At 64.1% G+C, this 12,182-nt stretch carries 12 protein-coding genes; 2 read left to right on the top strand and 10 right to left on the bottom strand.

Annotation, left to right across the window (positions count from 1 at the left end):
• Positions 1–23 precede the first annotated feature (23 nt).
• Positions 24–1,247, bottom strand: a complete 1,224-nt coding sequence (locus MKI86_RS11570) for an argininosuccinate synthase (protein WP_241601043.1) — start codon at positions 1,245–1,247, stop codon at positions 24–26.
• A 185-nt stretch (positions 1,248–1,432) separates the two neighbouring features.
• On the opposite strand from MKI86_RS11570, the gene MKI86_RS11565 reads away from it, so the two are divergent.
• Together MKI86_RS11565 and MKI86_RS11560 are read left to right on the top strand one after the other, a co-directional pair.
• Positions 1,433–2,284, top strand: a complete 852-nt coding sequence (locus tag MKI86_RS11565) for an SDR family NAD(P)-dependent oxidoreductase (protein ID WP_241601042.1) — start codon at positions 1,433–1,435, stop codon at positions 2,282–2,284.
• Between the two features lie 82 nt (positions 2,285–2,366).
• Complete coding sequence (locus MKI86_RS11560) at positions 2,367–3,008, top strand: LysE family translocator (protein ID WP_241601041.1); 642 nt, start codon at positions 2,367–2,369, stop codon at positions 3,006–3,008.
• 6 nt (positions 3,009–3,014) lie between these two features.
• Here MKI86_RS11560 and MKI86_RS11555 read toward each other — a convergent pair whose 3' ends face one another.
• From MKI86_RS11555 to MKI86_RS11515, 9 genes are all read right to left on the bottom strand, one after another.
• Positions 3,015–3,623 carry a DUF1287 domain-containing protein gene (locus MKI86_RS11555; protein WP_241601040.1) on the bottom strand — a complete coding sequence of 203 codons (609 nt, stop codon included), beginning with the start codon at positions 3,621–3,623 and terminating at the stop codon, positions 3,015–3,017.
• 66 nt (positions 3,624–3,689) lie between these two features.
• Positions 3,690–4,484: an ABC transporter ATP-binding protein gene (locus MKI86_RS11550; protein WP_241601039.1), complete on the bottom strand. Its 795-nt coding sequence runs from the start codon at positions 4,482–4,484 to the stop codon at positions 3,690–3,692.
• Positions 4,484–5,362 carry an ABC transporter permease gene (locus tag MKI86_RS11545; RefSeq protein ID WP_241601038.1) on the bottom strand — a complete coding sequence of 293 codons (879 nt, stop codon included), beginning with the start codon at positions 5,360–5,362 and terminating at the stop codon, positions 4,484–4,486. The genes MKI86_RS11550 and MKI86_RS11545 overlap by 1 nt, the downstream gene beginning before the upstream one ends.
• Positions 5,363–5,488: 126 nt before the next feature.
• Positions 5,489–6,442, bottom strand: coding sequence for an ABC transporter substrate-binding protein (locus tag MKI86_RS11540; RefSeq protein WP_241601037.1), 954 nt, complete (start codon positions 6,440–6,442; stop codon positions 5,489–5,491).
• 119 nt (positions 6,443–6,561) lie between these two features.
• Complete coding sequence (locus MKI86_RS11535; protein ID WP_370879953.1) at positions 6,562–7,212, bottom strand: septation protein A; 651 nt, start codon at positions 7,210–7,212, stop codon at positions 6,562–6,564.
• The gene (gene ftsY / locus MKI86_RS11530; protein ID WP_241601036.1) at positions 7,209–8,717 is read right to left on the bottom strand and encodes a signal recognition particle-docking protein FtsY; all 1,509 of its coding nucleotides are present in this window, start codon (positions 8,715–8,717) and stop codon (positions 7,209–7,211) included. The genes MKI86_RS11535 and ftsY overlap by 4 nt, the downstream gene beginning before the upstream one ends.
• 12 nt (positions 8,718–8,729) lie before the next feature.
• Positions 8,730–10,007 carry a tRNA (N(6)-L-threonylcarbamoyladenosine(37)-C(2))-methylthiotransferase MtaB gene (gene mtaB / locus MKI86_RS11525; protein ID WP_241601035.1) on the bottom strand — a complete coding sequence of 426 codons (1,278 nt, stop codon included), beginning with the start codon at positions 10,005–10,007 and terminating at the stop codon, positions 8,730–8,732.
• Positions 10,004–10,903: a diaminopimelate epimerase gene (gene dapF, locus MKI86_RS11520; RefSeq protein WP_241601034.1), complete on the bottom strand. Its 900-nt coding sequence runs from the start codon at positions 10,901–10,903 to the stop codon at positions 10,004–10,006. The genes mtaB and dapF overlap by 4 nt, the downstream gene beginning before the upstream one ends.
• Before the next feature lie 78 nt (positions 10,904–10,981).
• Complete coding sequence (locus MKI86_RS11515; RefSeq protein ID WP_241601033.1) at positions 10,982–12,064, bottom strand: MBL fold metallo-hydrolase; 1,083 nt, start codon at positions 12,062–12,064, stop codon at positions 10,982–10,984.
• Positions 12,065–12,182 lie beyond the last annotated feature (118 nt).

Raw genomic sequence — 12,182 nt, 5'->3', positions numbered from 1 at the left:
GCCATGTCTGCGATGCCTTGAGATCAGCCGCGCTTGTTGCGGGCGGCCAGCGTGCGCAGGCGCAACGCGTTCAGCTTGATGAAGCCTGCGGCGTCCTTCTGGTCATAGGCGCCCTGGTCGTCCTCGAAGGTGACCAGCTTGTCGGAATAGAGCGACTTGTCCGATTCACGGCCGATAACCATGACATTGCCCTTGTAGAGCTTCAGCGTCACTTCGCCCTCGACATGGGTCTGGCTCTTGTCGATCAGGGCCTGCAGCATCTCACGCTCCGGCGAGAACCAGAAGCCGTAATAGATCAGCTCCGCATAGCGCGGCATGATCTCGTCCTTGAGATGCGCGGCGCCGCGGTCGAGCGTGATCGATTCGATGGCGCGGTGCGCGGCAAGCAGGATCGTGCCGCCGGGCGTTTCGTAAACGCCGCGCGACTTCATGCCGACGAAGCGGTTCTCCACGAGGTCGAGACGGCCGATGCCGTTGTCGCGGCCATAGGTGTTGAGCGCCGCAAGCAGCGTCGCAGGCGACATGCGCACGCCGTTGATGGAGACGGCGTCGCCGCGCTCGAAGCCGACCTTGATGATGGTGGCCTTGTCGGGTGCGGCTTCAGGCGAGATGGTGCGCATATGCACATATTCGGGGGCTTCGATGGCCGGATCTTCCAGAACCTTGCCCTCGGAAGAGGAGTGCAGCAGGTTGGCGTCCACCGAGAACGGCGCTTCGCCCTTCTTGTCCTTGGCGACCGGAATCTGGTGCTGCTCGGCGAATTCGAGCAGGTGCGTGCGGCTCTTGAACGACCAGTCGCGCCAGGGGGCGATGATCTTGATGTCGGGGTTCAGCGCATAGGCCGAAAGCTCGAAGCGGACCTGGTCGTTGCCCTTGCCGGTGGCGCCATGCGCGATGGCGTCGGCGCCGGTCCTGGCGGCGATCTCGATGAGGTGCTTGGAGATCAGCGGGCGGGCGATCGACGTGCCGAGCAGGTAGACGCCTTCATAGACAGCATTGGCACGGAACATCGGGAAGACGAAATCGCGCACGAATTCCTCGCGCACGTCCTCGATGAAGATCTCCTTGATGCCGAGCATCTCGGCCTTCTTGCGCGCCGGCTCCAGCTCTTCGCCCTGGCCGAGGTCGGCCGTGAACGTCACGACTTCCGCGTTGAGTTCGGTTTGAAGCCACTTCAGGATGATCGAGGTATCGAGGCCGCCGGAATAGGCCAGCACGACTTTCTTTACGTCTTTATGTGATGCCATGATGATGAGGTCCGTTGCATGAAAGGGTCGCGGCAAGCCCGCAAGGCCCGGTGTCGCGGCACTTTTAGCGAGATTGGCGCGTGACGCAAGGGCGGTGCCCGCTGCATCCTGCCGCAAGCGGGGTTTGACGCCGCCGCAGGCGACCCCATATTGCGCAGGACTGGACCATGGAAGGGGATGAACCCATGACCGACCTCAAGGACATCATCAAGGAAGCCAATGTCGCCGTCATCACCGGCGGCGCATCCGGTATCGGCCTTGCCGCCGCGCGGCGCTTTGCCGAGGCCGGCATGTTCGTGACCATCGCCGACCGCAATACCGACCAGCTCGCCGAAGCGCGCGCCGAACTCGAAGCCATCGCCGGCGAAGCCAACATCATGGCGGTGGAAACCGACGTCACCCATCGTCACGAGCTAGAGGCGCTGGAGCGCGCCGTCCAGCAGCGTTTCGCCCGCGTTCACGTGCTCATGAACAATGCCGGCATCCAGCCGGACACCTCGATCTTCAGCGCCGAGGCGAACTGGGACCACATCCTCGCCGTCAACCTCATGGGCGTCATCCACGGCACGCAGGTCTTCGGGCCCAACATGCTGGCCCATGGCGAGCCTGGGCTCATCATCAACACCGGCTCCAAGCAGGGCATCACCACGCCGCCCGGCAATCCGGCGTATAATGTCTCCAAATCCGGCGTGAAGGTTTTCACCGAGGCGCTCCAGCATGAGCTGCGGAACACAGAGGGTGCAAAACTTTCCGCCCACCTCCTCATCCCCGGTTTCGTCTATACCGCGCTCACCAAAGGCGAGCGCACGGAAAAGCCGGATGCCGCCTGGACACCGGCCGAGACTGTCGATTTCATGATCGAGAGCCTCGAACGCGGCGATTTCTACATCCTGTGCCCTGATAACGACGTGTCGCGTGCACTGGACGAGCGCCGCATGGCCTGGGCGATCGGCGACGTCATCGAAAACCGCCCCCCGCTGTCACGCTGGCACCCGGATTATGCGGAGAAATTTCGCGCCTTCGTGGAAGAGACGTAACGGGCCATAACAAGCTTTGATTGGTAATCGGCAGAAAGCCGGATAAGAGTTTTCGGACTTTCCGGCTTTCGAGACCCTTGCCATGGACTTCCTGCCCACATTCCCGACACTGCTCGCCTTTTCCGCGGCCAGCCTGCTGCTCGCCGCCACGCCTGGCCCCGACATGACATTGTCGATCAGCCGGGCGCTGTCGCAGGGCCGCGGGGCCGCATTGTTTGTCGTGTTGGGCACCGGGCTCGGCATCTGCGTGCACACGCTGCTCGTCGCCTTCGGCATCGCGGCCCTCATCACCGCCTCGCCGACCGCCTTCATGATCCTCAAGACCGGCGGCGCCGCCTACCTGCTGTGGCTCGCCGTCCAGGCCATCCGCTATGGTTCGAACTTTACCGTGAAGGCCTCGACCGGCCCGCGCGGCAGCGCACTCGCCAACATCTCGACCGGCTTCTGGGTGAACCTGCTCAACCCGAAGGTCATCATCTTCTTCATGACCTTCCTGCCGCAGTTCGTCTCGGCGAGCGATCCGCACGTGACCGGCAAGCTCATCTTCTTCGGCATTTTCTTCATTCTCATCGGCATGCCGGTCAACGCCATCGTCGTGCTGGCCGCAGACAAGCTGGCCGCCTGGCTTCAGCAAAACCCGAAGGTGCTGCGCGGTATCGACTACACCTTCGCCGGCGTCTTCTCGGTCTTCGCGATGAAGATCTTCCTCACGCAGGCGCGGTAGGACAGATCACACCTTGTAGCGGTAGTGGCCGGTGATGGGATAGGCAAACAGCACGTCCTCCATCCTGGCGCCGGCGCCGATATTGTGCACAACCATCGGCCGGCCGCTGTCGGGCGTGCGCTCATCCGCGACGATGCCGATATGCGGAAGGTTGCCGGGCAACATCTGCGAAACAACGTCGCCCGGACGGTAATCGGCGGCGTCCTTGCTTATGGGCAGGGTCGCATCCGCCCGCCGGAAGAAGGCTTGCAGGTTGGGCACTCGCCGATGGTCGATATTGCGATCGGTCCGGCTCAGACCCCACAGAGCGGGATAGGCCGAAAAGGCGCGCCGCATGTCCTCGTGCACCAGCACCTGGAGGTCGACATCGAGAGCGTCGCGATAGGCCCTGATGATGACATCCGTGCACACGCCGCGCTCGCGCGGCACATCGCCGCCGGGATAGCCGAGCTTCGTATAAGCGGCATCATAGGTGCGCGTAACACCGACCTGCCGCCGCGCGGCCGTCACGAGCTTTGCGGCGGCGTCATCGACGGGCTGCGCGCGCAACGCCGTCGCCGCCGCCAGAACAAGACCTGACGACAGGCCACCGACAAGAAAATCACGACGAAACAATATGCATACCCCCGAATTCCGACCGCGCGACGCTGCAGAAGGATTCAGGCGCTTTGGTGACACGCCTCAGCCGATCAGCAGGGCGTCGTCATCCAGCGTCTGGCCGCGCATCTTGCGGAACATCGCGATGAGATCCTCGACCTGCAGCGTCTTGCGGCTGTCGCCGGCGACATCCAGCACGATCTCGCCACCATGCAGCATCACGGTGCGGTGGCCGTAATCGAGCGCCTGGCGCATGGAATGCGTCACCATCAGCGTCGTCAGCTTGCGCTCGGAAACGATCTTCTGCGTGAGGTTCATGATGAACTCGGCCATGCCCGGATCGAGCGCGGCCGTATGTTCGTCAAGCAGCAGCACATCGGAACCGGCAAGCGTGGCCATGACGAGCGAGACCGCCTGCCGCTGGCCGCCGGAGAGCAGATCCATGCGGTCGCGCATGCGGTTCTCAAGCCCCAGATTGAGCTCGGCGATCCGGTTGCGGAAGAGCGCGCGCCGCTGCGGGCCAAGCGCCGAGGCAAGTCCGCGCCGTTCGCCACGACGGGCGGCGAGCGCCAGGTTCTCCTCGATCGACAGCGCCCCGCAGCTTCCCGTCAGCGGATCCTGGAAGACGCGCGCCACGCGCCCCGCTCGGGCGGCGGTTCCCTGCCGCGTGACATCGGCCGTGCCGATCGTCACCTTGCCCTCGGTAGCGATCACGTCGCCGGCGAGAACGCCGAGCAGCGTCGACTTGCCGGCGCCGTTGGACCCGATGACCGTGACGAACTGCCCCTCCTCGATGTTGAGGCTCACGCCGTTCAGCGCCTGCTTCTGCAGCGGCGTGCCCTTGCCGAAGGTGACCTTGATATCGGAAACGGAAATCATCAGGCGGCTCCTCCGCGGCGAAGGCGCGGCAGAACGAGCGCCACGGTGACGAGCAGCGCCGTCACGAAGTTGAGGTCCGAGGCCTGGAGGCCGAGAATATCGGACGACAGCGCAAGCTGGATGGCGATGCGGTAGAGGATCGAGCCGACGACGCAACCGATCAGCGCGATCAGGATGCCGCGCGCGCCAAACAGCGTCTCGCCGATGATGACGGCGGCAAGACCGACCACGATGGTGCCCACGCCGGACGTCACGTCGGCAAAGCCGTTGGTCTGGGCAAACAGCGCGCCGCCGAGCGCGACCAGCGCGTTGGAAAGCGCGATCCCGAGATAGATCTGCTTGTTGGTGTTGACGCCCTGCGCGCGCGCCATGCGGGCATTGGCGCCGGTGGCACGCATTGAAAGGCCGGCATCGCTTTCAAGAAAGCGCCAGACCACGATGACCGAGATGACGACGAGGACGCCGACGAACAGCGGGCGAACGTAGAAATCCCGCAGGCCATGGCCGAAGAACGGGCTGATCATCGTATCGGCATTGATCAGTGCCACATTCGGCTTGCCCATCACACGCAGGTTGACGGAGAAGAGCGCGATCATCGTCAGGATAGAGGCGAGCAGGTTGAGAATGCGGAACCGCACGTTCAGCACGGCCGTCACCAGCCCCGCCAGCGCGCCCGCCACCATGGCAACTGCCGCCGCCAGCCACGGATTGACACCCGCGATGATCAGGACGGCGGCAACGGCCGCGCCGAGCGGAAAGGATCCGTCCACTGTCAGGTCGGGAAAATCCAGCACGCGGAAGGCAAGGTAAACACCGATGGCGACGAAGGCATAGACCAGCCCCAGTTCGACGGCACCCCAGAAGGCAATCAGGCTCACGGTTCTCGGCTTTCTCTCAGGTCACCCTCCCGCACATATGCGGGTCAGGTCCTCTTAACAGATCAACCGCTGCCGGGCGATCCGGCAGCGGTTGATTCCGATTGGCAATGCGCGGAAATCCCGCGTTTAGTCGATCACGCGGGTCGCGCGGCCGACGACGGCTTCGGGAAGCGTGACGCCCATCTTGGTCGCCGCGCCCTTGTTGACGACGAGGTCCGTGCCGGCGGCAACCTTCACGGCGATATCGCCCGGCTTCTCGCCCTTGAGGATGCGCACGACGATGTCGCCCGTCTGCTTGCCCACGTCCTTGTAGTTGAAGCCGAGTGCCGCGATGGCGCCGCGCGAAACGGAGTCCGTGTCGGCGGTGAAGAGCGGTAGCTTGGCTTCCTCGGCGACTGCGACCGCGCCTTCAAGCGCGGAGATGATCGTGTTGTCCGTCGGGATGTAGATGACATCGGCACGCCCGACGAGCGCGCGGGCGGCGCCCTGCACTTCGGCGGACTTGGTGGCGGCGGATTCGACGACCGTCAGACCGGCCTTTTCGGCTTCGGCCTTCAACACGGCAAGCAGCGAAACCGAGTTCGCTTCACCCGAATTGTAGAGGTAGCCGATGGTCTTCGCTTCCGGCAGGATTTCCTTGATGAGCGCGAGATGTTCGGCGACCGGCGACATGTCGGACAGGCCCGTCACGTTGCCGCCCGGCTTGTCCATGTCGGTGACGAGCTGTGCGCCGAGCGGATCGGACACGGCCGTGAAGACGACAGGGATATCCTTCGTCGCGGAAACGACGGCCTGGGCTGATGGCGTGGAAATCGGGACGATGACCGTCGGGTCCTCGCCGACGAACTGGCGGGCGATCTGCGCGGCCGTCGCGGGGTTGCCCTGTGCGGACTCGTAGAGGAACTTGAGGTTCTCGCCGTCCTTGTAGCCTGCCGCTTCCAGCGTTTCCTTCACGCCGTCACGCACCGCATCCAGTGCCGGGTGTTCGACGATGGCCGTCACGGCAACCGTGACGTTTTCGGCCTTTGCGGGCAGCGAAAGTGCAAGCGTTGCCGCACAGGCAAGCAGAAGATGGCGCATGAAGTCTCTCCCTTGAATAATTCTGGCCTTTCTAGGCAAATCGCGCGGCCAGATCAATTGTCGGGCTTTAGTCGTTCAATCACATTTTCTGATGGAATCTGGCGGACCGTCGCAAAACCTCAGGACGCCTTGCCTTCTTCCGCTTGATCGACGGAATAGCGCATGATCAGCGGCATCTGGGCCAGCGTGAAGACGATGGTGATGGGCATGGTGCCCCAGACCTTGAACGCCACCCAGAAATCGGTCGAGAACGAACGCCAGACCACCTCGTTGAGAACCGCGAGGAACAGGAAGAACAGACCCCAGCGCAGCGTCAGCTTGCGCCAGCCCTCGTCGGTAAGCTTGAAGGCGGCATGGAAGACGTAGCCGAGCAGCGACTTGCCGAACAGCAACCCGCCGAGCAGGATGGCGCCGAACAGCGTGTTGACGATCGTGGGCTTCATCTTGATGAACGTGTCGTTCTGCAGCCATAGCGTCAGCGCGCCGAAGACGAAGACCACGATGCCCGAGATCAGCGGCATCATCGGCAGCGTGCGCGTCAGCACCCACGAGACGATGAGCGCAATTGCCGTCGCGGCCATGAAAAGCCCGGTGGCGATGAAGATCGGGCCACCCATTTCGGCCAGCACGGGAAAGTGCGAGGCCAGCCATTCGCCGCGCGAATTGGCGAAGAAGAACACGACGAGCGGGCCGAGTTCCAGCACCATCTTGAGGAGCGGGCTGACCTTCTCCTCGGTCTTGGCCGGGGCGTCCATCGTTGCCTTGCTCATGCCTGTACTCCTGCAATCGCTTCCGCGAAATCCTTGGCCTCGAAAGGTTCGAGATCGTCGATCCCTTCGCCGACACCGATGAAATAGACCGGCAGCTTGTGCTTGGCGGCAATGGCCACAAGAATGCCGCCACGGGCCGTACCGTCCAATTTTGTCATGATCAGGCCCGAAACGCCCGCGACGTTGCGGAAAATCTCGACCTGGTTCATGGCGTTCTGGCCGGTCGTGGCATCGAGCGTCTGGAGCACGGTGTGCGGCGCGTCCGGATCGAGCTTGCCGAGCACGCGCACGATCTTTTCCAGTTCCGCCATCAGCTCCGTCTTGTTCTGGAGGCGGCCGGCCGTGTCGATGATCAGCACGTCGCTCTTGCTTTCCTTCGCCCTCTCATAGGCTTCGTAGGCAAGGCCCGCCGCATCCGCGCCGAGCTTGGAGGAAACGATTTGCGAGCCGGTGCGTTCGGCCCAGATCTTCAGCTGCTCAATGGCCGCCGCGCGGAACGTGTCGCCCGCCGCCATCATCACGTTGAGGCCGGCGCCGGAGAGTTTGGCGGCAAGCTTGCCGATCGTCGTGGTCTTGCCCGTTCCATTGACGCCCACGACGAGAATGACGTGGGGCTTGTGATTGAGGTCGAGTTCCAGTGGCCTTGCGACCGGCGATAGCACCTTGGTGATCTCGCTTGCCATGATGCGCGACACGTCGGCGCCCGTCACATCCTTGCCGTAGCGTTCGGATGCCAGCGTATCGGTGATGCGCAGCGCGGTCTCCACGCCGAGATCGGCCTGGATCAGCAGATCCTCCAGATCCTGCAGCGTGTCATCGTCAAGCTTGCGCTTGGTGAAGAGGCTGGTGATCTGCCCCGTGAGCTGCGAGGAGGTGCGCGAAAGCCCGTCGCGCAGACGCTGGAACCAGGTGCGCTTCGGCTCCGGTGCCGCGACCTCGACGACGGGTTTGCTTTCCGCCGTGGCAAAACCCTTGGGCAGCGCCTTCGGCTCGACGGTAACGGCCTCGTCGAGAACGGCATCGTCGGTTGCGGGCACCTCCTGCTCTTCGGCAGGCGCAACGCTTTCTTCCGGCTCGATGACATCTTCGGTAACAGCAACGGGCTCTTCCACAACGTCGATGTCTTCGGCCGGCGCTTCCGGTTCCGCTTCGACGATCGCGTCTTCCGCCACCACGTCCGGGCCGTCATCAGAAGGTCCGCCCGCCGTTTCCATCTCGGCCGGCGCCACCGGGTCTTTCGCGACCGGCAGGTTCGGCGCATGCGGCAGGGGATAGATATCCGGCTCCGGCTCGTCGGGAACGTGGCTGCCGGCTTCCGGATTGGCGGCCTCCGCTTCGTCGAGCAGCGCGTCGCGCTCTACGATCTCGACAGGCTCTTCCGCCACCGGGGCGGGCGCTACCGCGTCATCATCGGGCACGACGACGGGAACCTCCGCCTCCGACTTCTGCTCGGGCGCGGTGTCTTTTCCGAAGGTGAAGATCTTCTTGATGAAGCCGAGGGCCATGAAAGGTGTCCGCTAGTTATGCGAGAAGGCGGTTACGGGCCGCATGGTCAGGTGCTTTCCATTGTGGCCGGTGATCGTCACCGGCACAAGGTCGCGCGGTTTGAGACCCGCGGCATCGACCAGCGTGAAGTTTTCCGTGTGGGCAAGGCCGTTGTTCTCGACGAGGATCATTTCCTCTCTCCCGATCATGGAGACGAGATGGGCCTCCGCGAGCCGTTTTCCAGTCTCGCGCAGGCGCCCGGCGCGTTCCTTGACCAGCGCCCGGTCGAGCTGCGGCATGCGCGCGGCCGGCGTTCCCGGGCGCGGACTGTAGGGAAAGACATGCAGATGCGCGATGCCGCAATCTTCCGCGAGCCGCCCGGCATTGGCGAACATCTCCTCCGTCTCCGTCGGGAAACCGGCGATCATGTCGGCCCCGAAACTCGCCGCGGGGCGAAGATCGCGCACGCGACCGCAGAAGGCACGCGCATCGGCGGCCGAATGGCGGCGCTTCATGCGCTTGAGGATCATGTCGTCGCCATGCTGCAAGGACAGATGCAGATGCGGCATGAAACGCGGCTCGTCGGCAATCAGGTCCCAGAGATGATCGTCCGCCTCGATGCTGTCGATGGAGGAAAGTCGCAGGCGGCGGATTTCGGGCACCTGCTTCAAAAGCGTCTTGGCAAGCTGCCCGAGGCTCGGTTTTCCGGGCAGGTCGGCGCCGTAGCTGGTGGCGTCCACGCCGGTCAGTACGATCTCGCAGTAACCGCTCTCGACGAGTTTGCGCGCCTGCTCCACCACCGCGCCCATCGGCACCGAGCGGGAATTGCCACGACCATACGGGATGATGCAGAAGGTGCAGCGGTGGTCGCAGCCGTTCTGCACCTGCACGAAAGCGCGCACATGGCCGTCGATGAGCTTCACCATCTGCGGCGCGGTTTCCCGCACGCTCATGATGTTGTTGACGCGCAGTTTCTCTTCGGCCGAGACGCCGAAATCCGGCAAACGGCGATAGGAGGCGCTTTTCAGCTTTTCCTCGTTGCCGAGTACGGCGTCCACTTCCGGCATGCCGGCGAAAGCGGCACTTTCGATCTGTGCGGCGCAGCCGGTCACGATGATGCGGGCATGCGGATTGTCGCGGCGCGCGCGGCGGATTGCCTGTCGCGCCTGACGCACGGCCTCGCCGGTCACCGCACAGGTGTTCACCAGCACGGCATTGTTCAGCCCCGCCTTCTCGGCTTCCGCACGCATCACTTCCGATTCGTAGGTATTGAGCCGACAGCCGAAGGTTATGACCTCGACCCCGCTCAAAGGGCGGCCGCCCCGGCGTCATCCCGGCGGAAGGCGCCGGTTGCGGGATCGAGCGTGCCGGACCACTCCCATTCGGCCGGCCCGGTCATGACGACGTGGTCGTCTTCGCGCCACTCGATGGTGAGCTTGCCGCGGCTGGGGCTGCTGGCGACGGTGATCTCCACCTTGCGGCCGGTGCGGCCGGTGCGCGCGCCGGAAACGCCCGCCGAGCAGGCGGCCGAGCCGCAGGCGAGCGTCAGCCCCGCGCCGCGCTCCCAGGTGCGCGTCGTCATTGAGGTCGGCGACGTCACCTGCGCCAGCGTGATATTGGCCTTTTCCGGAAACATCGGATGGTTTTCGAGCAGCGGGCCGAAACGGTCGAGATCGAAGGTCATCGGATCGCGGTCGACCCAGAAGATCGCATGCGGGTTGCCCATCGACATGACCGAGGGCGAATGCAGCACGGGATCGTCGATCGGTCCGATCTGCAACTCGATCCGGCTCGTGTCGTAGAATTCCTCGGCAAGCGGAATGCGGTCCCATTCGAAGACCGGCTTGCCCATGTCAACGGAAATCGTGCCGTCCTCGTGCTCGACGGCGTTCAGGATGCCGGCAACGGTCTGGAAGGTGAACGCCTTCTTGCCCGTCTCGGCGGCCAGCGCCTGCACCACGCAGCGTGTTCCGTTGCCGCAGGCCTGCGCCCGTGTGCCGTCGCAATTCAGGATCTCGATGAAAGCGTCCGTGCCGTCGACCTTCGGATCGTGGATCGCCATGATCTGGTCGAAGCGCGTGGCGGGATCGGCATTGAGCGCAATCGCCGCCGCCGGCGTGACGGCATCCGGACGCCCGCGCATGTCCACGACCAGGATCATGTTTCCCAGCCCGTTCATTCTCGCGAATTCGACCGTTTCTGTCATTGCGCCTGCCCGATTGGGCCAAAGGCGGCCCGTTGGGCCGTATATGGCGGAAAAGCCCGCGGATTTCCAGTACTTTGCTCAGGCCGCGGAACGAGGAACCTCGAACACCTCGCCGGGCCTCATGGCGCGAAAACGCTCGCGCGCGATGCCGGCAGCGTCCAGCGCGGTTTCCAACGCCGCCAAGGGCTCGTCCACGCCCTCGTTGGTCAGCCGGAACGTGCCCCAATGATGACCGGCCACATAGGCGGCACCAGAGGCCACCATGCCCTGCACGGCCTCGTTGGGATTCTGGTGCTGCGGGCGCATGAACCAGCGCGGCTCATAGGCGCCGAAAGGCAGGTTGGCGAGACGGATCGGCCCATGCTTTTCCCGGATCGCCCGGTAGTTGATGCCCCGGTGAAAGCCGGTATCGCCGATGTGGTAGATCTTTCCGCCCGGCGTCTCGATAAGGAAGGCCGACCACAGCGCCATACGGCGATCGGCCAGCCCGCGCGCCGACCAGTGGTGGCACGGTTCGCAATGGAGCGTCACATCGGCCGTCAAGGGCGTACTGCCGCCCCAGTCCATGGTCGTGACGCGCCCCTTGCCAGCGACCGGTCCGATGATCCTGTCATTGCCGAGCGGCGTGAAGATCAGGCAATCGTCCCGCCTGGCCAGCGTTTTCAGCGTTGCGAGGTCGAGATGGTCGTAGTGGTTGTGCGTGACGAGCACGATGTCGATCTTCGGCAGGTCGTCGAGCCGGATGCCCGGCGGATTGACGCGCTTGGGCCCGGCAAAGGGCAAGGGGCTCGCCCGGTCGCTCCAGACGGGGTCGGTCAGGATGTTGAGGCCGGCGGTCTGGATCAGAAGGGTGGCATGGCCCACCATGGTCACGACAAGGCGATCGTCCGCCACGCGCGCCTCCGGCACGGCCGGTGGAAACGGGCTCGGCCAGTCGGTCGGCCAAGCCACGCGTCCGCCACCGAATTGCCAGCGCAGCAGCTCGACAAAATTGTTCGGCTCCTCGCCATCGGGATTGAAGAAGCGCGTTCCGTCGAAATGGTCGCTGACGGGGCCGTCATAATAACGGTTCGCCGCCCGGCCCGTGCTAGCAACCGCGCCGCCCGCAGGCATCGCGAGAGCGCCTATACCGGACCATTTGAGAAACTTGCGACGATTCATCGGCAGAAGATAGGTGTGCGCGCCTTTTGCCGCAACGGCCCGGCGCGGGCTCGCGCAAATGTGACGACGGGCCGGATTTGGTGATGTCCTTGACTTTCCAGCCCCGATGAGGTTAAAG

It is taken from the genome of Shinella sedimenti (assembly GCF_022601905.1).
Classification (GTDB): Bacteria; Pseudomonadota; Alphaproteobacteria; order Rhizobiales; family Rhizobiaceae; genus Shinella; species Shinella sedimenti.
The sequence above is the reverse complement of the archived record's forward strand: the minus strand, read 5'-3'. Positions and strand labels throughout refer to the sequence as shown.